The following is a 20210-nucleotide window of genomic DNA, read 5'->3' as shown; positions in this document are numbered from 1 at the left end:
TTGAGCATAATAATGGAGAAAGTAAGCGGGATACTCTCAGCTATTGCCAGGGCTATTTTAACACGTAAGACACTCTTCTTGATCCTGTTAACGGCTGATACAGTTATAACCTATATTTTCTCAGTGATCCTCCCATTCCCGCTTGGGGCACTTCTTGGTGCCAGCGTGACTATTTCCACAGTTGTCCTCCTAGTCTACTACAACATAACTAAACGCGTAGGCGTGATCCCTGTTTCCCATGACTTGTTATTCGTACTAGTACACCTGAGATGCATGATTACTGGTAATCCTCCATTAGGAGCCATGTTTAAGAGGGTTGCTGACACACCTACGTATAGTAAAAAATACAGGGAGATATTTGGTAAACTATACAATCTTACACGTAACTGGGGATACAGTGTTCCAGAGGCCTTACGACTAGTTGCTAAGATAACCACCTCCAAGGTTGACGAGCAGTTTCTCCAGAGGTTTGCAGCGATAGTGGCCACTGGCAGTGATGTAAAGGAATATCTAAGGCTTGAATACAACACGTTGAGCGCTGAATATACTTCATCATATAATAGATTCATAGGCACATTAAGCGTGGTGCTAGGAGTATACACCACACTGCTTGGAGCACTAGCTTTCCTGATTGCAGTCATCTTATTAATGGGCATGCTTTTCGGAGGATTATCTCAATCATTTATAAGCGGTGTCCTTGGAGTAGGCTTATCATTGTCAGGCATGTCGCTCCTATTGTTTATACTGGTGAAGAGGCCTTTATTCGAGTATAAGAGAGGGAGAAGCATGCTTGTCAAGGTTATAAGAGTACTTGGAGCCTCTGGAGTAGTGTTCATGGCATTCATGATACTATACATGCTTGTAACAGGAGCCCTCTACAGTTTAAGGGAAACGGGACTAATGCTGGTGGTGACAGGCATTGTACTCTTGCCAGCTGGAATATTAGTGAAGATGCATGAAGGAGCCATCAGCGAGCTCGACCTATTCTACCCTGCATTTATTAGAAGCTATGGAGAACATCTAGCCGTTATACCAGACATGGTTAGCTCGCTTAAGCCATTGCTGGCGGCTGAGCTCGGTAGACTAAGGAAAGCACTGAGCAAGGTTTATGCTGGACTAGTTAACAGGGTTGACCCTAGAATCATGTGGGTCAGGTTTGCTGAGGAGACGTGTAGTGAGCTAATATATAGGTCTACAAGCATATTCATGGATACACTGGAGTTGGGTGGTGATATGGGTGAAACAGGGGCTCTTCTCTCGGAACACTTCAACAACTTATATAGGATTAGAGCGAGCTATACACAGGTGTTTAAAACATTTGAGACGACGCTTTACGTGATGCATCTCGTTGTGGTGCTTCTACTAGTATTTATAAGTGGATTCGTGAAGGTATTCTCATACGTGTTAACAAACTTTGTAGGCGGTGTGCCAGCTGTGTTCGCCGATATCTTCGCTTTCTTTACGATTACACCAGAGGATGTTTCATTCGTTGTTAATCTATTAACACTAGTAATATTGATCTCGAATTCAGTAACGCTTTACTCTGTTAACCCTGGTTCCAGGTACGAGCTATACTATTTCCTGGCAGTATTATTCATACTAACCGGTATAGGAGTCTACGCAGGGGACATAACTGTTGACTACCTGTTCAACACGGTGTTCTCATCACTATAGGTATTTATAGCCTTGAGACTATTGATCAAATATGTGGCCATCCATACTAAATACAGCCCTGGTGACCTGGTTGAACAAGATAATAAAGCTTCCTCAGCCAGATAAAATCAGTGGTTTAACAGTTGAGGAAGCTTTACTGTTAAGGAGGAGCATAAGGGATTTCAGAGATGACCCGGTTAAGCTCAGGGATCTAGCATTAATCCTGTGGGCAACATATGGATTAAGCGATCCTGTTGAAGGCTTTCTAACAACTCCAAGCGCTGGGGCAACGTATCCTCTCCAGGTCTACGTGGTTATTGGATCCAGGGGCGTGATTGATGATGGTAGATTCCTTGATCCAGGCGTGTACAGGTATGACCCGGAGAGACATGTGTTGATGCTGGTTAGGAGTGGGGATGTTAGAAGGGAGTTGATGCAGGCGGCTTTAATACAGGGATTCATAGGTAGGGCACCTGTAAGCATGGTGATCACAGCTATCTATGAGAGAACGACGAGCGTCTACGGTGAAAGAGGTAGGACAAGGTATGTACCTATGGAGGCGGGTCACGCATCTGAAAACGCCTACTTGATGGCTACCGCACTTGGCTACGGCACGGTGGCTGTGGGTGCTTTCAGAGACGATGAGGTATCGAAAGTAATTGGTGTGGGAGGCAGTGAAATACCCCTGTATATTATGCCTATAGGGGTACCTATTACTAGACGCGTAATAGGGTTCGAGGAGCTTGCCGGGTTCTTCACTGGAAAAAGATAGCTTTATTAATGTGCACCCATTATACTGAAATGGTGCACTAAAATGGCATGCTTCGTAACACCCCTTGCACTGGGAATAATCATCGATGTAGTGAAGAGGCTCGTGGGTGAGGCAGGCATAAAACTAAGAATGGATATACTGGAGAAGATGCTTCTAGGAGGCTCCCTAGTACTAGCTGTAGAGCATGTATGGCATGGAGAAGTAGTACCATACCCACCATTTCTAACAGCTATGAGTAACCCAGCCGATATACCCGTAATGCTCCATGAAATGACTTATGTAGGTGGATTAATGAGTATAACTGTGACTGCTGCCTGGCTCAGTATACTCGCATATACAAGGAGCAGGATTACCAGTAGAAAACCAGTGAAACAGTTAACAGGCGCTATTAGTTTAAACAGTGATTAAGGGTTGGAGAATGTACACCATAATACTCCTCATAGCCAGTATTGTATCGACTATAGTATGGTACAAGCACAGGGACAGCAAATATAGTCTTCAAACACTAGCCTTAATACTATGGGCCTCAACAATAATGTCCATGGTTGATAAAGCATATGCATCTATTGTTGAAGGCGAGGAATTCATAGAGGCAACACCAGAAAACATGGCTCTCGGCATAACACTGGTTGCATCAGCCATTGCCCTATGGCTTATTTACCTGGTTTACACGAGGATTCGTTAAAAATTTTAAATCTCGACTTTTAACCGTTCTCCGTCTAAGGTTTCTTTAGGTCTCCGTGGGCTGGTTTACCATGGCTTTCCCTGGGTCTCGGGGAGCTGAGGAGACGCCACTAGACTTGTGTCCTCAGCTTATAAATCCATAACAAGTAAGGCAAGGAGGGCATTGCATCTACAAAACCTTGAAGAACCTTCAAACCAGAAACAAATATATACTCTATATTAATAACTGACCTCCTTCCCGCCCTAAAGAGGCGAGGCTTTCAGTTGTAAAAATCTACACTTCTGCATTCCAATATTACATACTTACTCTCCCTCTATTTTCTCGACACGTATAGCTGAGACAGGGCAGACCTCTGCACCACTTTTGGCGCACTCGTAGAGCTCCTCGGGTATTATACCAATAGATATTTCATGGGTTAGCTCAACACTATATTTAGCTACAACTCTGTTCTTACCGTTGTCATCTCCTAGCTCGAATATCTCGTTGCAAGTTGCTGGTGCTGCCCCACAGGCTATGCATGTAGAACGGTTTATTATTACCTTATACCTGGCCATGATTCCCCCTATATATTATTGTCTTTACGTATAAGATTTAAATATTATTGTTCATGGTTTACCTGAAAAACTTGTTATATGTTTAACCATGTGATAAAATATTTTAGCTGGACATTAACAACAAAGTTATTTAAGGAACACCGGAAGGAGGATTACCGGGTTTAAGGTCTGATGTAGGTTTATGTATGCTGTCATCCCTTCATCTCTCTTCCCCTGGATTCCTTCTTGGGTCTGCACCCGGCTTGGGGGCGTTCAAGGCGACCCCTAGAGCACCCCACATCTTGAGCTCTTCAGGATACTGAATACTACATCAATTTCAGGTTTTATGAATTTTGAATAGCAATAAAAATAACGTCAGCTAATATGATCCGCTATGAAGCCTGAACCCTCTTTAACAGTGATAATCATTATGCTTATTACCCTACTTGATTAAATATTAACTGTAGTCATTTGATAGGGTATATTCTATGAATACTGAAGCAGTAAGCGAATTAGTACATAAGCTTGGCAGGATTTTAATAGATGTAGCAGAGGTTATTGTAATAATATTCATGGGTCTACTAATCATTCTAACAGTGTACGTTGCATTCAAGGACATATGGATGGAACTCCATAGCATGACAGCTACTACTATACAGATACTGGTGAATGATATATTGATGATAATTATTTACGCTGAGATACTTAGAAGCATACTTATAATCCGGGGAATGGGTGGAGAAGGCTTTCTATCCCAGTTATCCGATGTAATCTTCATAGTCGCTATAAGGGAGATATTGGTTTACTCGATAACAGGGGAGAGCATGGATATTCTTGCAGTGGCTTTCTCACTGCTAATAGTAACGCTCGTTATATATTTAATCAGAACCAAGATAGAGAAGACTGGGTGCTCGTGATGGAAACACTTTGATTAATCCATCCTAGTGCTTAGAACTATGAGGGAGTTAGATACTACTGAGATATCACTTAGAATAATTGACTCAGTTTACTGTTTTAAATTTCATAATAGATTTATAAGGGTTGATATCGAAATTCTTCCATGGAGATTCGTGTGCTGAGACCTAAGGAGGTTTGTGAGAAGCTATTTCCGGCTTGATAATGCTTCTAATTACTTTTGAACACTTTTGATTACTTCTGGATTCCTTTTAGTGCTATTATGTATACGCTTGCTGTGTGTCTATCTAAACCTAGTGTTTTCATTGCCCCACAGTGTTCTCTAGAGTCCTTGCTGGCGCTCAAAGGAGATTATCCTGAACACTCCTAAGCCGGATGCAAGCCTAAGCGGGATTCAGGAGAAAAGAAATGAAGGGATGACACTAATCAACATCAACCCATATTAGGCTTGAATCCCCCTAGTTAGGGGTGGGCTACTATAATGATGACTTCAATCATCCCGGAGATGTACGTGATACCGTATATCTCTATACTCCTGGTGAATGCCGTGTGGAACGCGAGTGGTAGGGTTGAGAACTGTGCCGGCACCATACTGCCTATGCTGCCAACCAGTATCGGGGCATTGTTCACCTGGATCCCGTCGACCAGTATTCTCGTTATATTTATGCGTGAGCTATACGTATACACTATGAGCTCCACAAGTATACCACTCCCCGTGTAGTTGACTAGCAATGCCTCATGAGGATTTGAAGTGGAAATGTTTGCCACGTAGATACTGGTGTTCCTGAAGCCCGTGAAGACTTCTTGTGACATGTATCCTGCCTCAGCAGGACTCCATGCTATGAAATTACCTCTTTCAGTGAACACGCCTAGGATGGCTCTATCATTCACTAGTGAATCAGCCACGCTACTCGGTAATGTATAATTAATGCTTGAACCAGGCTCTATTACCATGTCTACTGAGTGATCCTCGTAGACTATGCTCGTCGAGTTGTAGACTATTATATCCCTTATGATAGTATATGTGCTGGAACCTATTGTCACAGTGTCACCGTAGAGCTTGAAGAATAGTTTCTCGCTCCTCCTTGACGCCTCATCGCCCGCATAGTTGTTCAGCTCGGTTAAAACAGTTTCAGCCTGCTTAATCAAGCCCATGTATAGCCCGGCTCCGGCTGTTAACAACAGTGTTAAAGCTATAGCACCATATACCTCGACCTGGGACCTCATGGTGAGACCACCACCCCAGCTACTACTACTCCATCAATGTACATGTAGACCGGGGGCTTGAGCACTAGTGGCTCTGGATATATGCATGTCCTTGACTCCGTGAAACCGCATTTAGCCAGTAGATCTATCCTGACACCGGTTGAATCATACAGGTATAGCTTGCCAGGGGGTTTCCCAATATATATGAAGACCCTGTAGCCCTCGCTGCTTCTAACCAGGTAGAGTAATCCATGATTCGCCGCTACCCGTGTCTCCATGGCTATTGATGTACTTGTTAAGCCAGCATTAACTAGGTATGCTAGGGCTGGTACTATGGCTAATAATAGAAGTATTGAGGACACTATATTACTCAACCCCCTCGTATACGACACCTCCTCAAGGTGCTACCCTACTAGAGTCTAATAAGGAGTCATAGAAGCCCGTAGATGAATACTAGTAGTCCAGGCACCAGTGTACTAATGTTTCTTCCAAGCATTAGCTTTGAAGAAAGAAATCCCGTTGCGAGAAGGCTTGCATAGGCTACCTGCAGTGTGATTGATGTGAATGGTGCTATGGTTAAGAGAGTTTTAACCAGGAACGGAGTGGATAGCACGGCTGTAGTCATTATCGTCAGGCCGGCTAGGTATAAGCGTAGAGCTCTCAGCAGGTCATTGGTGAAAACCGTGAACAAGGCGTAGACATCTGGCTCTACCTCACCAAGCGATCTATGGAATCTAATGGTCTCATATACGTAATCGATTAGCCATGTTCGTATAGGCTTTGAGCCCAGGTGTGAGAGGAGCCCATCATCGATGAATATGAGTGACCTATACGTTCTAACATTTACTGAGATGTCTTCGAGTACATTCCTTAATTCAGATGTCTTCAACAGGGCTCCGAGAATCAGTGTGAAGCCTGGTATTCCGAGAATCATTGATGCAGCACCTAGGTATAGCAGGGTCGTCTTCTCCATAATGCTGCTCGTTAACACCATATATGTTAATGGATATGTTAAGAGCACTACGCCAGCAATATACATTAGTGATAACGCTTTGCCAGCACCCTTCTCGATGAGTACTTTGAATGGGAGAGGGTAGTTGGGTATAATAGTGGATCCCACTACTCCTAGGGCTAGGATGGGGATCAATGTGTAGTATAATATATATGCATCCATTAGAATCGTGAAGCCAACAGTTAACGCTGGTATAACCGATGCAACCACGGCTATTAAGACTCCCAGCTCGCTCCTCCTCTCAACAGTCCTTGAGAGCTCACTCCAGGCATCCTTAACCGCTTCACCGGCACTCCTCATCAAATACTCTACAACGGTTCCAGTGGACAGCGCAGTGGAGTACTCTATAAAGAATACCCTGGCTCTCCCCTTTAAAACCGAGGAGATAATGTGGAGTGCATCCCCTACCCCAATAATCTTTTCCAAACAAGTGAATTTCTCCCCGATTACCCTGAACCCCTTGAATACCCTGGACTCGGAGATGTATCTAAGTAGCTCCAATGGCTCGAGGCCTGTTCTACAAGTAGCTGAAGCCATGACTATGAAAAAAGCCAGTTCCTTATTCACGAGTCCATGTCTCTCCCTGGCCTCCGCTAATTTATCAAGTACTGGAAGCCAGGCAGTGATGATCAATAGTAGTACCACTGTAGGTATTAGAGTGCCCAGGTTCTGTGACGCTGAGGTTAAAAGGATCACTGGGACTCCTCCGAGTGCTACCGCCATAGCTCTCTTCAGCTTCCACGGGGCTTCCAAGTACTCCTCTAACCCTTCATCAAGAAACACCGTCCAACCTCTGTAATAATCGACTACCTTATCTATGAGCCTCCCAAGTAGCCTCTTCACATGGCCCCACCGATCCTACGGCTCCGCTTGAGGATCTCTTCTAGCGTTATGTCTAAGTCGTCCTTCTCCCTAACCCATATATCGCTGTATTCCACGCTATCCCTCTCGGGGTCGTATGCTAACTCTACTACACGGGTGAGTATCCTCCTAGGGTTATCTGAGAAGCCCATGAACGCTACAGCCGTGAACATCCCGACCTGGCTTGGAGTAAGGCTTATAGGGCGGGAGATCAGCCTGGTCACAACCTCCCTAGGGGTACCCCCGTGAAATGTTGTTAAACCACTCATCCCGGAGAGCATTGCCTGCACCAGCACCTGTGCCTCAGAGCCTCGTGTCTCACCTATCACTATCACCCTGGTGGCGGAGGATCTTAACGCTGCTTTAGCCAGTGTGAACAAGTCTACCCTGACGCTACCTGTTTCAACGGTAGTGTACCTTGCCCAGGCGCTACCCGGAGGTGGATCTATCTCTCCAGTATCTTCTATGATGACTACCTTCCACTCTAACGGAATATATGAGTAGAGTATAGATCTAAGCAGTGTTGTTTTACCGGAACCCGGGGGCCCGGCTATTATGAGGCTCATTCTCTTATTTATCAGTAACTTAAAGTATTCTGCAACGGCTGAGGGCAACACCTTCTCCTTCACTAGCTCATCAATTGAGGGCGGCTTACCTGGCCTCTTCCTCACAACTATCTCTGGATGCTGGTATGCCACTATAGGTGATACAAGGTGTACCCTGTGACCACCATCCTCGATTGGTAGCTGTGCATCTACTATTGGCCTAGAAGCCGAGATATAGGTGTTACACTTTAATGCTATCAATTGTTGTAGCTCCACAAGCTCTCTTATTGATTCAACTCCGAGATTCGTCTCTATGAAGTCTACCCTTGGATCCATACTGGCCAACCTATGCCTAACCCATATAGTGCCAGGCCCCGTTATCGATATATCCTCGACATATGGATCATCAAGTAACACCTGGAGAACCCTGTAGCCGAGGATCATCTTCAACACGTATTCAACCTGGGGGCCACTCTCCCTGGGAACCCCCAGGATCATTGATGCTGCATCAGACACCGGGACTCCTCTACGTATGTGGAGCAATATGTCTCTAAGCCTCAACTTAACTAGGTTTACTAGCTCTTCATCCACGAGAAACCTGGCTTCATATCTGAATACTCCATCACCGTGTTTCACAAGCCTAACCATGTAGCCTCCAACACGGTACTCTGCGACAATCGTACCAGTGTCCCGGGAGGAGATCCCATTTCCCCTGGGATCACCGGATCCGGGCCAGCATCGACCAGTGTCTCCACATAGTGGTTCAGAGGGCTTGGAGGATGAATGCAAACAGGATCACCTGGTGGAGAAAAAATTAATAGTAAGCCGGGCTTAACCTCCTGTGGCGAAGACAACTTGCGAACGCCCAGTTGCTGAATCAGTCACATTGACAAGTATCCTCGATACTGTAACACCCTGTTGTAGAGGCACTGTGAATACTAGCTGGACATCGCTCTTACTGCTGGCCACCTGGGGCGTTAATGGTGGTGTATAAGTGGAGCCGTTGGAGAATACTATGGTTGCACTGTTAACGCTAATGCTTGAGGGTAATAGGTTGCTGACAACCAATGTGACTACACCGATCCCTGGGGAACCATATGTAATACTATACCTGGCCACAGCCATATCTGTTGATGGAAGCTTGGTGCTCTGGTAATCGATGTAGGACTTGATGCCGAATGCGGCAACTACAGCGATCAATATCATTACTATTACAGCTGTGACCTCACTAATACCCTTGACCCCACGCCTCATACAACCACCACGAGTCGATCTAGGGTAGGAGTCAAATAAGGAGTGTTCGATAACCATTTCTGGGTTATAGGTCTTTCAACACCTCTATAGGCTTTCTCCATTAAAATCGTCTCGGCGACCTCTACTGGGGCTTAATGCCTCTGGCGGTGAGAAACCGTGATAAGCCATCCTACGGAGATCTACAATACTTAGAGCGGGAAACGGTACGGGCTGGTAGCAGGTTTTCGACTTGAATAGTGATAGAATTAACGTTGTAGTTATCGATAGAAGCGGCTATATTGTCTCACTTAAAACCCTGTGGTTCCCGGAAGCCACTAGACCAGCTTCTCAAGAGAGAAAGCAAAGCATCTTAGGTTGAATGCTCTAAGCCAAGCCCTTAGATATGCAACTGGAATTAGAGCCGAGTACGTTGTCTTCGAAACCTCTTTGAGGTTGAGAAGAGGAAGAGGTTTACTAGCTTGAGAGAAGGATTATTATGGGGTGCTTGTAAACTCAAAGAGTACATCTAATTCAGACGAGCACGAGAGAGTCATGAAAATAAAAGGATTAGACAGACACACGGCATCAGCATACCTAATAGCACTAAGCGAAATTAATAACAACCAACATAAACCCATATGAAAACCAAAACAGCAGAGGAAGGCGTTTATCAGCCTGGATCAAGAGACATATAGAGGGCCCCGAGGTAGTTGCGGAAGAGAAGCTTGATAGGGTCATTAAGATGATGGAACTTAAAGCCGCTGGCTTGATTTATTATTCGATATCCCTGGTTCTCCATGATGGTATCCCGGATTGATACGGATTTAACAATCTTATTCTTTGAGGCGTGTTTGCCCCAGCTTGCAACCGTTGTGTTCTAGTCTGCCTCCTCTCCTCCATTGTTCTCATCGCTCCGAGCGCGGTGTATAATAGTATGCTGGCACTCCTCGTAATCACCGGGCCCACTCCACCCAGTAATCCTATTATATTGGGTAGTATCATGTATATGAATACGCTGGTTAAAGCCTGCCCTGCTACACCGACCTGAGTGCTCCAGGTCCTCATGAACACTGCTGTTAAGGGGCCCGCGAGAACCAGGCTACCCCAGAGTCCTATTACCCTGTTCATTGCCCCACGTAGAGCTGGATGGAGGTATGCGATTGCCAGTATTGGTGATGAAACTGTTATGGTGAGTATGAGCCAGTGCCTGATCACGACTAGCGCGGAGGCTGAGGCAAGCATAATGGTTAATACAACGGCTAAATTTGCTGCTACAGGTATGAAGAAGCCGAGCGCCACCCCTGTCGATATAAGTGCCAGTATCGAGGCTATAGAGGGCATTGGATCAACACATTCAACCACCTTGAGGGAGAAAGCGTTAAGCATGTCGACTGAGGCATTATGGAGATAGGGGGCTGTAAGAGATAGGAGCACGGCTATCAAGGCTTCTCTAACAACATCAATGAAGCCTCTCGACTCACCCTCGAAGACAGCCTGGAGTAGCCTGAACCCCAGGTAGAGGCCTAGTCCGCTCATCGAGATAGAGAACGTTAGCTCGTAGAGACCCCATTCAGCCGACCCCTCCTCAAGCCTGGGGGATGTAGTGAGCAACTGAAGGTTGAAGGGTGTTGAGACAACTTGCCAGAACATGCTGAAGAACCCGGTTACAGGGGAGACTATTATGTCGAAGGGCCATGGAGGCGTCCACGGTTTATCCGAGACACTTACAGCGATACTGTTGAAGCCTGTTAAACCACTACTGCTCACATTAACCCGTATCACATACGCCCCGCTTGAATTATAGACGTGGCTGAGCCTCAGGGAGGAGCCGCCATCGAACTCCTCAACAACCCCATCACCCCATGAAACAGTATAGGAGGCACCGTTGATCCCCGGGGAGATGGAGACCGAGAGGCCGACTGCTTCCCCAACATAATAGCCCTGCTTATCAGTGTAGAGGTAGACATAGAGCGGCCCGCCATAGCCTCCATGGAGACTGCTGCCTAGGTAAATACCCATCAACCCAACCCCAATGAGGAGGATGCCCCCTAGAATACTGGAGATGCCTTCACCGATCCTGCCCATGGCAATATATAATCCACCAATTAGTACGAGCCCCAATGAAGACGCGTGGAGGATCCAGCCGTAGGAGGCATGCCCTAATACGTCCTGCGATGCATTATAGAGGGAGTTAACTAAGATGCTGGAGAAGCCAGCTAGGAGTAGCCCGGCTACACCCCTGAGAAACCAAGCCCCGGAGTCCCTGTGTCCCAGGACATGCTTAATGATTGAGACTATTATAACACTAATGCTTAAAGCCCATAGAATCCAGTCGAGGTATCCTAGTAAACTAGACATAATGCCCATAGAGATCCCTGGAGAAGGAATGCTTCCTGGAGTGAAATAATCAGTGCTTCACGGCCCCTATAAGGCTATATTATATTAAGTCTAGAACAGATCTAATATATAGGTGAGGTAAGGGAAATGGAGTTTGACTCGAGTAGGATACTGGCTGGAATAGGATCAATCCTCATGGCAATAGGCGTCTTTATCCCGTTGCTGGCACTAGTGGGATTAATACTGTTACTAATAGGGTTGAAGGGTCTCTCAGACACATATAGGGAGGAGGGTATATTCAGGTATGCCTTATATGCCGTGATAATCGGTGTAATAGGTTTAGTGACAATAATATTTATGGCAATATCTATAGTAGGGATCGCAATAACCTTCGCTCCCAGTATACCACGGCATATGGCAGAAGGAGTAATTGGTACAGTACTACTTTTCATCGTTGTATACTTTGTCATCCTAGTATTAGAGGCATTATTCTACAAGAAATCCCTTGATCTCCTAGCAACTAAATCAGGTGAGAAGCTCCTGGAGACAGCAGGACTTATATTATTGATCGGGGCGGCTTTGACGATCATAATAGTGGGATTAATACTGGTTTTCATAGCGTGGATAATAGCCGCAGTAGCCTTCTTCAGCTTGAAGCCGCCACAGCCGGCCCAGGAGCAGGTAGTGCAGGCACCTCCGGCACTAGCTTAAAGAGCTTTTTCCCAGGGTTCCCTGAATACGTCTTTTAACGGGTTCACAGCTTCATGAGGCCTTGTCTTTCAAGGCGGGGGAGCTTGTTTATAAGCTTTTTACTAGACAGCAATACTTGGAGTTGGTGCATTAGCTTATTGTCTGCTAGACTCGCTATGCACCACTCGCAGGCTGACAGCGGGCCCTGTACAAGTGATGCCGCCCTAGTGAGGGATACCCGAAGAAATGAGGAAAGCCCCAGCGAGGATAGAGTCATCACCCCTTAGGGCGAGGAGCCGTCAGCTAACCCGGCTTCAACCCGGTGGATCCGGGGTAATCTAGTTTAACAATTAACGGTGGTGGAGACTGCTCTCCAGGTCTTCCAGCTATCTTTAATACGGCCATACCTGTTGACAGGGATGTTAGGGTTCTTCGGAGTAGTCTGGCGAAGTCGGCGTCGATAGTGCTTAGTTTCTCAGCGTCTTCACCAGCCACTTGGAACACTAGTTTCACACCTGTATTAGTAAGCACTGATTGGATTAGCTGGCCCGGTATTTGACCAGTGTGTTGATGTGCTACAACGAGGTGTAACCCATACTTCCTAGCCTCCGAGAAAATAATATCTATTAATGGGAGATCAGAGACGAATTGGAACTCATCTATGATGAGGAACACGGGTGTCCTAGGCTTTCCCAGCCTCGGCCTAGCCAGCGCCTCGTACCATGTCTTGATAACTATTGTTGATGCAATTAATCTGGCTAAGTCTCCTCCTACAACCGCCTTGGGTATGGAGAATAATGTTAGTGATCCAGGGGACAGCATTTCCTCGAAGTCCACGCTGGTCCTGCTTGTTAACTCCCTGAGGAATCTATCCCTGGCATACGGCTCCAGCCTCGATAATGCCGAGATAAGGGACTGCCTCTGCATACTCCTGAGCACCCCTATTTGGCGCCTCCACTCGTAGTCGCTTAGATCTCCCAGTGTGACCCTGCCATCATACAGTCCTAGTATAGTATTATATAGGTCCGCCATAGTGGGTGAATCACTCCTGGAGTACAGGGCTCTCAAGACGACTCTAAGCAAGTACCTGACGTTCACAGCTGTGTTCACTAGTTTTAAAACCTCGTGGAAGATATCAAGGAGTATGTCTATAGCGACTGATACAGCGTAATCCCTATCCCTGTGTCTAGGCAGGTCAAGAGGATTGATACTGAACGGGTTATCGACCGGGTCATAGAGTAATGAACCGGGTATCTCATTACCTAGCTCTAAAGCCATATCTCCATGGGGATCTATCACAATGATAGAGGCCTCACCGGTTTCATGCACCCTGTGAACCAGGAGCTTAAGGAAACTAGTCTTACCACTACCGGTTTGGCCAATAACGTAGACATGCCTCTCGAGGTCACTCATGCAGAGCCTTACCTCCTTCCCGTTGAGGGTAGAGCCTATCCTGAAGCAATTAGCCCCGCTTCTAACTGGTACAGCCTCTGGCAGAGGGCTTCTCCTTGCGAATTCAACGGTATGTATAGCTGGATCAGGGAGAACCATCATATCATACACCCTACTACTGGTTACAACTGGTATATCCCCGGGGAAAACCCGGGTCCAGAAACCCGTCTCCAACGGCTTCAGGTACCCCCATAGTTCACCAGGGGTTCTGGCCGCATGCCTAACCCATTTAAAGCCTGTGTAAGATGCCGTGGAATACTTCTCCTCGATCAACCCAAGGGTAATCCTATCCCTTGCAGCCCCCATTATCCTCAGGGTCCATAGCCCTCTCCTAGCCCTATCAAGGATGGCCTCAGCCTCCACCCTGCCTCCACGGGTCCCTCTAGCCTTCAATAACCCACGAGCCCTCGAGAAGAATATCTCATCTAACACGGTGTCCCTGGAGAACCCTATACACATCAACCCAGGCCTTCCAAGAGAAGACGCTAGGCTCGGTGGATCCAGTATAATCGTGTCCCTCAGCCAGAAATCCCTTCTATTCTTCAATCTCGCTTCTGAAACATATAGTTCTAGGCCGGTTTCCTCGGTCAACTCCTGTACACTATACTCCCTGACATCCATGAATTTACTGAGAGAATCCCTAGGTAGCTCAGTGGCGATGAATACCTTGAGGCTTCCCCCGGTATTCAACAGGCAGTAAGTGAACCTATAGCCCAGGACGCTGGGATCCGGCTTCTCCCCGATCCTGGGGAATACACGGTATAGTTGCACTGGTACCACGCTGGCTGAGACGCTATGAGATAAGAACGGATAGTATCAGCCAGAGGAAGGCTAGTAGTACTCCTCCCACGATAGCGCTGATGATAAGCCTTCTCCCTTCATCACTATCACCAGTCACGATCTTTAAGACACCGTAGAAGCCTGCCCCGAGCACTGCAACCCATGAGAGCCAGTAGAGCCAGCTGAGCACCCTTGAGACGGCTTCACCTATGCCAGGCGGTGGCTCAGGGGTCACTGTTATTGGTAGGGAGTAGAGTAATTGATATACGAGATCCATTATCCCACCCATGCTACGTGTCGTAGACGAGTTAAATAAGGAGCATACCGTGTAGGGCCCTGATTATTTGACCCCCTTCTACAGTATAGGTGTGGTGCCCGGTAATGTATAACCATGTATGGTGGAGGTTTACAGGCGTGTCATTCTTCAACCTCACCGATGCGGAGAGAGACCTGGTTCTCGAGGAATGGAGTTCAATGATATCCGTGATAAAGGAGGGAGTGCTACTAGCCAGGAGGATCACTGAGGAGTACAGGTATGGAGCCTACTCTATAGATACAGCACAATACGAGTACTATGCATTAGCTCCACCCGGAGTAAACCTCTCATTCTTCAATGCCTCGAGAGAGGAACCTAAGAGGCCGAGGGCAGTTGGGTTGACGAATCCTAGGACACTCTTACTCGAGGACGGTAGGATTGCCAGGGTATACGTTGTCTACAGGTATCCATTGAAGCTACCGGAGGGCTTCACATACATGCTCCTCTCCTCTAGTGATGAAGTTACATTAGTCTTTAAACGGATCCCGCGTTCAAGGGCCATCCATATAGCTGACTCAGTGAGGAAGAGAAGGCTAGGTGTACTGGGGGCTAGGGAGGAAGCCAGTGTAGAGCTCGCAGGGGAACTAGCTTCGAGGATAATCAGGGGCGCAGACCTCTATGAGTTCCACTTACTCCTCACTATGATAGCACGGGATTACAAGTCACTAGAGGATAAGGCTGGAGAGTTAAGAGACTTATTGAAGACGCATGGCCTGGAGGCTGAGGCCCCCTACATACAGCTGGATCTATACTACTTTAAGACTAGTGGACTACTCGCTGGGCTTGAGAAAAAATATACAGATACCTACTCCATTAAACCATTCTTCTTCCTAGTGGACGAGGAGGTGAGGGATGAACGAGGCGTATTCCTCGGGGTCTCAGGCTCTGGATGCCCCGTAATCCTGGATCTCTGGAGCAAACCTAACCTCAACTTCGTCGTGCTAGGGGTCTCAGGAGCCGGTAAATCAATGACTATTAAAATATACTTGAAGAGGCTTAGGGAGCTTGACAGAGGTGTAGTTTACTTTGGTGTCGACCCAGAGTCAGAGTATACGAGGGCTTCAAGGGTATTTGATGCAACATCAGTGGAGATCACTGAGGGCGAGGAGCTAGGTTTAGATCCCGTTAGACTACTTAAAGAAGGATTCCTAGAACTAGGCCAAGTAGCCGACGTGCTTTCAGAGCTCTACGCTATACCCCCGAGGCTACAGGGTGTTCTAAGGAGGGAGTTATTCGTTAAGAGTGATAGAGTGGTTGACTTAGAGAGCTTTATAGAAGTCATCGGCGACAAGGAGTTAAAGGGCTTCCTCAAGGGAGCATTGGCACCACCCGATATCCATGTGTACAGGGGGAGGCTCCCAGAGCTAAGGGGGTCGACTATATTCGGGTTGAAGAATATTAGATCTAGGCGCTTGAAAGCGCTTATAAGCTCGCTTATCAGTGTATACGCGTACAATAAGCTACTCTCTAAAACAGGAAGATCGGTTTTCTTCATTGATGAAGCATGGTTATTCCTTGAAACCCCATCTCTAATGGGGCTACTGGAGAACATTGCGAGAAGAGGGAGGAAGCATGGAGTTGCATTCATCTATGTAACCCAGAGGGCAGAGGATCTCGCTAGAACCCCGCAGGGCAGGAGTATCCTGGAGCAATCAGCCACTGCACTAGTGTTAAGGCAGGAGCAGGAGGGGAGGAATATATTAAGGGAGATATATGGCTTAAGCGATGCAGAGGTAAACACCATTGTAAACGCTCCACCAGGCTACGGCTTGTTGAAGACAGGTGGTAAGAGACTATTTATACAGGTGCTTGCAACTAGTGAGGAACTCGGGTTATTCTCTACGAGTAGGTGAGTAGGATGGAGGCGAGGCTCCATGACTTCATATACCTTGAGGAGGCATCAGTACTTGATGAAAAGCTGATTGGCCCCTTGAAGCTGAGGAACACGGTAACCCTGATCCCAGGCATACTCCTGCTACACGCGTGGCTTACAAACGGTTCCCTAGGCGCGCTTGCAACCGGCTTGTTAATGATGTCTATGACAGTAGCTAGTATAGTATACTCTGGGAAAACAATGACCCTAGAGAACATGTTGACGGCTTACATCTATTCTTTAATATTCATTTACTGGTGGAATTGGTTAAGCCATAGGGGATCAAGGTCGACGGCTCCCCGCACTAAAGGATGAGGGCTTTGCCCCTACTAGGGCTTTCCATGAACTTGTAGAGCCCCAGGTTTATAGTTTATTGTCAACTGATTCCTGGACCTGGGTGCCACAGTATATTGTTTTCAAACTTGGATGCGTCAATATATATTAATATATATTTTACGGACCAAATATTTAAAAAGATTCAAAAAATATAGATCTTGTGGGTCGAGAATATGGGTATAAATATCGAGCAGGCTTTGAACAAGTATCCCGACATCCAGGGGGACTTAGAGGAGCTCACTGTACTGGTGAAAGGATACCTTGCACAGCTAATTAATGCCGGGTCCCTCGGGAAGCTCGGTGTAGAGGATGTATACATTAATGAACCCGGCTCCATAACAGTAATCGCCTTAAACCATAAGCCAGTTAGACACGGTGAGCTCAGGATCCCATTAATCTCGAGGAAGCCCCACGACTTACCCGGCAAGTACACCATCACTCATGTAGAATATAGGGGTAAACCAGTAGTAGGGAGAAGTGATGGTGAAAGAGTGATTGTATACAGGGTTAGACTAAGAGATACAGCTATCCAGGAGTATATAGCGAACAAGTCGAACCCGGAGTCCCTGCTGCTACTCATATATACTATAATAGATGAAATACTATGGGCACTGAAATACTTCTCGAGTCATTGAATTATGGCTAGCATTCACCACACTTGAGGACAGCATTTATATATGCTTTAACACTAGCCGGGTTAGCATCGCTAAGGAGCACTGAGACACCGGGCATCATCATAAACTCGCCTTCAGGCTTGCCTCCCCCTAGAGGGTTTTTCACGTACACATCAGCCTTCCCAGGGGACTAGTAGAATTAGAATGATATATAAGGATATTGTTGTTTCTCCCTGGGTGTTCGCTCCAATCATTTTATATGGTTTCACCTAGGGACTCCACCCAGCCCACCAACCCATATAAACCCCTCCTCTAAACACCGAAAAATTTTCAGCACCTGTATTCACCTGGCGATATAAATTCCCCTGGTGAACTGGGCAGAAACATTAGATTATAGCTTTCTGTGTCGAGCTGTATCTCTTTATGCCTTAATGAAACAAAAAGGTGTGGAGCGATATGATTGGAGGAAACGATATGCCATACCTCAATGAACTACTTGAATTACTAGATAGAACAGGGATTGCGGGTTTAAGTCGAAGAAAACATGAGCTAGATCTCTACTGTCTCACCTGCTTCAACCTGTTTCCTTGCGAAGCCTGCGTCTTTATAGTATAGTATTCGCCCCTTAGCCTTGGCCTTGACGAGTATTTTACCAGGTAGAATCAGGGATTCCACCGCGGCTGGTGGTAGCAGCTGACCTCCTCCCCGCCCTAAAGGGCGAGGGTTCCCTTTAGGGGGTTCATTGGTTCCCCGCATCTATTCGGGGCTACATCTTTCATTTGCGGGGCAGTCGAGGGGGCCAGGGCTCCTCCCATCTGGAGCTTGGCTAAAGCTCTTCTCTCAATGTTTAGGATAGCAATGGTATCTCTATCTCCTTCGAATCCACATTTCATGCATTTTAGCCTTCTGTAGCCATTTTCTCTGAATTTCGCTCCGCATCTTGGACATGTTGATGATGTGCCTCTGGGATCAACTGTTATCACTGGCACGCCATGCTTCTCTGCTTGCCAGTCTATCCAATACACTAGCTTGTTGTAAGAGAGTAGAATAAGTTTCTTTCTATGGCTCTTCGGAAGCTCTCTAACAGATTCAATCAAGCCGTTGAGGTCCTCTCTAGCGACTGCGTAGAGGTTTTTCATAGCTTCTCTAACAATCGCCAAGCCTGTTTTTCTTGCCCAGTCCAAGAGAATGTTTCTAGCTCTTCTGTGGAAGCTTCTAATCCTCTCGAGAACCTTTTTCCTAGTCCATGCCCTGTATTTCCCATGGCTATACTTCTTCATGAGGTTCTCAGCAAGTATCTTGAAGTGTAGAGCCCTCTTGATTGGCGTCTCAACCCTCTTCTCAAAAACAGTGTTCCCTAGAACAATATGCTTCTCGTTAATATCTACCGCCAAGACACCTCTTGGAGCATACTTAGCCGGCTTTGGAACCCTCTTCGCTATCATAAGAAACATCTTACCGTTTCTATACACCAACCTAGCCTCTCTGCTCTCGTACTGATCATATCTCTTGTCCCAGCCAATTATCCTAAGTCTATAGCCTCCAATGATCTCAGCAAAGCCTAGTGCAACTGTTTCGTTTTTCATATCTGTTCGTATCGGTTGATAATGATGGAAACGCTTATAAACACCCTTGATACAGTAATATACGCGGAGGTACCTCGATGAGGGATCGAGAGCCGTTTGATAATATAGATGGCGGCTCTCCCCGAGACACAGCAAGATGTGGGGTGCCCGGGGTCACCCTGAACGCCCCTAAGGGTGATGCAAACCCAAGACCAATGCAGGGGAAAAGAGATGAGGCGATGACATCAACCAACATAAACCTACATCAGAGCTGAACCCCATTTCTAATCCTGTAGCCATATCCATGGGCTAGCCACATCCTAAGCGTTTTAACCCTCGGTATTCTCCCACGCCTCGGGTTCTTAAGCCAAGACTTTACAATCACAATAGCCTCTCTATAGCAGTCTTGAGCTATTCTCGATGGTAATCCGAACCTATTCTTCAAGGTGTTGTACAAAAGTTTATGGGCCTTACTCAACGATGTTGCTTTGTTCTCTATAACCACTTTAATAGCATAGTTCAGAGCATCTCTATACCTCTTTAGAAGCTCTACAGCCTCGGGCTCGGGGCTAACCCTCACCCCAATAGCCAGGGTTAGGAAACCCTCATCGCCCATTGAAGAAAAACCTCTACTGCTTATGCTTCTCATAGAACTCTATAAGCCTTGTTATAACCTGGTCATACGTCTCCCTAGGATGGGACTTCAAAGCATCTAGCTTCCTCTTAGTGCTAGGCCTAACCTTCACATCCTCAGTAGCCTTCTCTCGCTCGCTCAAGCTAGAGCACCATAACCAGAAACAGAATACAGAGGCTTATAAATCTTCATCCCCGC

General features: G+C 46.5%; 26 protein-coding genes. 12 read left to right on the top strand and 14 right to left on the bottom strand.

Annotated elements, in window-relative coordinates; all coding sequences use genetic code 11:
• The 4 genes from QXV08_RS00450 to QXV08_RS00435 all read left to right on the top strand — a co-directional run bounded on the left by QXV08_RS00450 (position 1) and on the right by QXV08_RS00435 (position 3110).
• Positions 1 to 1674: a type II secretion system F family protein gene (locus tag QXV08_RS00450; protein WP_342785646.1), complete on the top strand. Its 1674-nt coding sequence runs from the start codon at positions 1 to 3 to the stop codon at positions 1672 to 1674.
• 61 nt (positions 1675 to 1735) lie between these two features.
• Positions 1736 to 2425, top strand: a complete 690-nt coding sequence (locus QXV08_RS00445; RefSeq protein WP_342785781.1) for a SagB/ThcOx family dehydrogenase — start codon at positions 1736 to 1738, stop codon at positions 2423 to 2425.
• Positions 2426 to 2467: 42 nt separating this feature from the next.
• Positions 2468 to 2833, top strand: a complete 366-nt coding sequence (locus tag QXV08_RS00440; RefSeq protein WP_342785644.1) for a hypothetical protein — start codon at positions 2468 to 2470, stop codon at positions 2831 to 2833.
• 10 nt (positions 2834 to 2843) lie between these two features.
• Positions 2844 to 3110, top strand: a complete 267-nt coding sequence (locus QXV08_RS00435) for a hypothetical protein (protein ID WP_342785642.1) — start codon at positions 2844 to 2846, stop codon at positions 3108 to 3110.
• A 302-nt stretch (positions 3111 to 3412) separates the two neighbouring features.
• Here QXV08_RS00435 and QXV08_RS00430 read toward each other — a convergent pair whose 3' ends face one another.
• Positions 3413 to 3664, bottom strand: coding sequence for a ferredoxin (locus QXV08_RS00430; RefSeq protein WP_342785641.1), 252 nt, complete (start codon positions 3662 to 3664; stop codon positions 3413 to 3415).
• A gap of 467 nt (positions 3665 to 4131) precedes the next feature.
• Here QXV08_RS00430 and QXV08_RS00425 point away from each other — a divergent pair, with 467 nt between their 5' ends.
• Positions 4132 to 4560, top strand: coding sequence for a phosphate-starvation-inducible PsiE family protein (locus QXV08_RS00425; protein ID WP_342785639.1), 429 nt, complete (start codon positions 4132 to 4134; stop codon positions 4558 to 4560).
• A 460-nt stretch (positions 4561 to 5020) separates the two neighbouring features.
• Here QXV08_RS00425 and QXV08_RS00420 read toward each other — a convergent pair whose 3' ends face one another.
• From QXV08_RS00420 to QXV08_RS00400, 5 genes are read right to left on the bottom strand one after another with little or no spacing between them, the layout of a single operon-like run.
• Positions 5021 to 5785 carry a hypothetical protein gene (locus tag QXV08_RS00420; protein ID WP_342785637.1) on the bottom strand — a complete coding sequence of 255 codons (765 nt, stop codon included), beginning with the start codon at positions 5783 to 5785 and terminating at the stop codon, positions 5021 to 5023.
• Positions 5782 to 6138: a hypothetical protein gene (locus QXV08_RS00415; RefSeq protein WP_342785635.1), complete on the bottom strand. Its 357-nt coding sequence runs from the start codon at positions 6136 to 6138 to the stop codon at positions 5782 to 5784. Before QXV08_RS00415 ends, QXV08_RS00420 begins: the two co-directional genes overlap by 4 nt.
• 56 nt (positions 6139 to 6194) lie before the next feature.
• Entirely contained in the window at positions 6195 to 7619 is a 1425-nt protein-coding gene (locus QXV08_RS00410; RefSeq protein ID WP_342785633.1) for a hypothetical protein, read from the bottom strand.
• Positions 7616 to 8971, bottom strand: coding sequence for a type II/IV secretion system ATPase subunit (locus QXV08_RS00405; protein WP_342785631.1), 1356 nt, complete (start codon positions 8969 to 8971; stop codon positions 7616 to 7618). Before QXV08_RS00405 ends, QXV08_RS00410 begins: the two co-directional genes overlap by 4 nt.
• A 42-nt stretch (positions 8972 to 9013) precedes the next feature.
• Positions 9014 to 9436 (bottom strand): archaellin/type IV pilin N-terminal domain-containing protein, encoded by a 423-nt coding sequence (locus tag QXV08_RS00400; RefSeq protein WP_342785629.1) that lies wholly within the window; start codon positions 9434 to 9436, stop codon positions 9014 to 9016.
• A gap of 229 nt (positions 9437 to 9665) precedes the next feature.
• Here QXV08_RS00400 and QXV08_RS00395 point away from each other — a divergent pair, with 229 nt between their 5' ends.
• Positions 9666 to 9794 (top strand): hypothetical protein, encoded by a 129-nt coding sequence (locus QXV08_RS00395; RefSeq protein WP_342785627.1) that lies wholly within the window; start codon positions 9666 to 9668, stop codon positions 9792 to 9794.
• 395 nt (positions 9795 to 10189) lie between these two features.
• Here QXV08_RS00395 and QXV08_RS00390 read toward each other — a convergent pair whose 3' ends face one another.
• Positions 10190 to 11773 carry a PKD domain-containing protein gene (locus QXV08_RS00390; protein ID WP_342785625.1) on the bottom strand — a complete coding sequence of 528 codons (1584 nt, stop codon included), beginning with the start codon at positions 11771 to 11773 and terminating at the stop codon, positions 10190 to 10192.
• A gap of 126 nt (positions 11774 to 11899) precedes the next feature.
• Here QXV08_RS00390 and QXV08_RS00385 point away from each other — a divergent pair, with 126 nt between their 5' ends.
• Entirely contained in the window at positions 11900 to 12463 is a 564-nt protein-coding gene (locus QXV08_RS00385) for a DUF996 domain-containing protein (RefSeq protein ID WP_342785623.1), read from the top strand.
• Between the two features lie 137 nt (positions 12464 to 12600).
• The gene (locus tag QXV08_RS00380) at positions 12601 to 12729 is read left to right on the top strand and encodes a hypothetical protein (protein ID WP_342785621.1); all 129 of its coding nucleotides are present in this window, start codon (positions 12601 to 12603) and stop codon (positions 12727 to 12729) included.
• 16 nt (positions 12730 to 12745) lie between these two features.
• Here the strand turns inward: QXV08_RS00380 and QXV08_RS00375 are convergent, their stop codons facing one another.
• The gene (locus QXV08_RS00375) at positions 12746 to 14665 is read right to left on the bottom strand and encodes an ATP-binding protein (RefSeq protein ID WP_342785619.1); all 1920 of its coding nucleotides are present in this window, start codon (positions 14663 to 14665) and stop codon (positions 12746 to 12748) included.
• 22 nt (positions 14666 to 14687) lie between these two features.
• A complete protein-coding gene (locus QXV08_RS00370; protein WP_342785617.1) occupies positions 14688 to 14951 on the bottom strand; it encodes a hypothetical protein in 264 nt (87 codons plus the stop codon).
• A 104-nt stretch (positions 14952 to 15055) separates the two neighbouring features.
• Here QXV08_RS00370 and QXV08_RS00365 point away from each other — a divergent pair, with 104 nt between their 5' ends.
• The 3 genes from QXV08_RS00365 (at position 15056) to QXV08_RS00355 (ending at position 17834) form a co-directional block, all read left to right on the top strand.
• Entirely contained in the window at positions 15056 to 16843 is a 1788-nt protein-coding gene (locus tag QXV08_RS00365) for a helicase HerA domain-containing protein (RefSeq protein ID WP_342785615.1), read from the top strand.
• 5 nt (positions 16844 to 16848) lie between these two features.
• Complete coding sequence (locus QXV08_RS00360; protein WP_342785613.1) at positions 16849 to 17178, top strand: hypothetical protein; 330 nt, start codon at positions 16849 to 16851, stop codon at positions 17176 to 17178.
• Between the two features lie 179 nt (positions 17179 to 17357).
• The gene (locus QXV08_RS00355) at positions 17358 to 17834 is read left to right on the top strand and encodes a hypothetical protein (protein WP_342788071.1); all 477 of its coding nucleotides are present in this window, start codon (positions 17358 to 17360) and stop codon (positions 17832 to 17834) included.
• 7 nt (positions 17835 to 17841) lie between these two features.
• Here QXV08_RS00355 and QXV08_RS00350 read toward each other — a convergent pair whose 3' ends face one another.
• The 3 genes from QXV08_RS00350 to QXV08_RS00340 form a co-directional block, all read right to left on the bottom strand.
• The gene (locus QXV08_RS00350) at positions 17842 to 17985 is read right to left on the bottom strand and encodes a hypothetical protein (RefSeq protein WP_014767592.1); all 144 of its coding nucleotides are present in this window, start codon (positions 17983 to 17985) and stop codon (positions 17842 to 17844) included.
• A gap of 377 nt (positions 17986 to 18362) precedes the next feature.
• Positions 18363 to 18488 (bottom strand): hypothetical protein, encoded by a 126-nt coding sequence (locus tag QXV08_RS00345; protein WP_342785608.1) that lies wholly within the window; start codon positions 18486 to 18488, stop codon positions 18363 to 18365.
• Positions 18489 to 18523: 35 nt separating this feature from the next.
• Positions 18524 to 19399: an RNA-guided endonuclease TnpB family protein gene (locus QXV08_RS00340; RefSeq protein WP_342785606.1), complete on the bottom strand. Its 876-nt coding sequence runs from the start codon at positions 19397 to 19399 to the stop codon at positions 18524 to 18526.
• Positions 19400 to 19476: 77 nt separating this feature from the next.
• Here QXV08_RS00340 and QXV08_RS00335 point away from each other — a divergent pair, with 77 nt between their 5' ends.
• Complete coding sequence (locus QXV08_RS00335) at positions 19477 to 19653, top strand: hypothetical protein (protein ID WP_342785604.1); 177 nt, start codon at positions 19477 to 19479, stop codon at positions 19651 to 19653.
• Here the strand turns inward: QXV08_RS00335 and QXV08_RS00330 are convergent.
• Both QXV08_RS00330 and QXV08_RS00325 read right to left on the bottom strand, forming a co-directional pair.
• The gene (locus QXV08_RS00330; RefSeq protein ID WP_342821367.1) at positions 19644 to 20027 is read right to left on the bottom strand and encodes a hypothetical protein; all 384 of its coding nucleotides are present in this window, start codon (positions 20025 to 20027) and stop codon (positions 19644 to 19646) included. The genes QXV08_RS00335 and QXV08_RS00330 overlap by 10 nt on opposite strands.
• Positions 20008 to 20154: a hypothetical protein gene (locus tag QXV08_RS00325; protein WP_342785600.1), complete on the bottom strand. Its 147-nt coding sequence runs from the start codon at positions 20152 to 20154 to the stop codon at positions 20008 to 20010. Before QXV08_RS00325 ends, QXV08_RS00330 begins: the two co-directional genes overlap by 20 nt.
• Positions 20155 to 20210 lie beyond the last annotated feature (56 nt).

The organism is Desulfurococcus sp. (genome assembly GCF_038881575.1).
Taxonomy (GTDB): domain Archaea; phylum Thermoproteota; class Thermoprotei_A; order Sulfolobales; family Desulfurococcaceae; genus Desulfurococcus.
The sequence above is the reverse complement of the archived record's forward strand: the minus strand, read 5'-3'. Positions and strand labels throughout refer to the sequence as shown.

Excerpts from the sequence above, each read along its gene's own strand:
- QXV08_RS00440 (WP_342785644.1), top strand. The coding sequence starts at position 2,468 with ATGGCATGCTTCGTAACACCCCTTGCACTGGGAATAATCATCGATGTA.
- QXV08_RS00435 (WP_342785642.1), top strand. The coding sequence starts at position 2,844 with ATGTACACCATAATACTCCTCATAGCCAGTATTGTATCGACTATAGTA.
- QXV08_RS00430 (WP_342785641.1), bottom strand. The coding sequence starts at position 3,664 with ATGGCCAGGTATAAGGTAATAATAAACCGTTCTACATGCATAGCCTGT.
- QXV08_RS00425 (WP_342785639.1), top strand. The coding sequence starts at position 4,132 with ATGAATACTGAAGCAGTAAGCGAATTAGTACATAAGCTTGGCAGGATT.
- QXV08_RS00420 (WP_342785637.1), bottom strand. The coding sequence starts at position 5,785 with ATGAGGTCCCAGGTCGAGGTATATGGTGCTATAGCTTTAACACTGTTG.
- QXV08_RS00400 (WP_342785629.1), bottom strand. The coding sequence starts at position 9,436 with ATGAGGCGTGGGGTCAAGGGTATTAGTGAGGTCACAGCTGTAATAGTA.
- QXV08_RS00390 (WP_342785625.1), bottom strand. The coding sequence starts at position 11,773 with ATGTCTAGTTTACTAGGATACCTCGACTGGATTCTATGGGCTTTAAGC.
- QXV08_RS00385 (WP_342785623.1), top strand. The coding sequence starts at position 11,900 with ATGGAGTTTGACTCGAGTAGGATACTGGCTGGAATAGGATCAATCCTC.
- QXV08_RS00370 (WP_342785617.1), bottom strand. The coding sequence starts at position 14,951 with ATGGATCTCGTATATCAATTACTCTACTCCCTACCAATAACAGTGACC.
- QXV08_RS00365 (WP_342785615.1), top strand. The coding sequence starts at position 15,056 with ATGTATAACCATGTATGGTGGAGGTTTACAGGCGTGTCATTCTTCAAC.
- QXV08_RS00360 (WP_342785613.1), top strand. The coding sequence starts at position 16,849 with ATGGAGGCGAGGCTCCATGACTTCATATACCTTGAGGAGGCATCAGTA.
- QXV08_RS00340 (WP_342785606.1), bottom strand. The coding sequence starts at position 19,399 with ATGAAAAACGAAACAGTTGCACTAGGCTTTGCTGAGATCATTGGAGGC.
- QXV08_RS00335 (WP_342785604.1), top strand. The coding sequence starts at position 19,477 with ATGAGGGATCGAGAGCCGTTTGATAATATAGATGGCGGCTCTCCCCGA.
- QXV08_RS00330 (WP_342821367.1), bottom strand. The coding sequence starts at position 20,027 with ATGAGAAGCATAAGCAGTAGAGGTTTTTCTTCAATGGGCGATGAGGGT.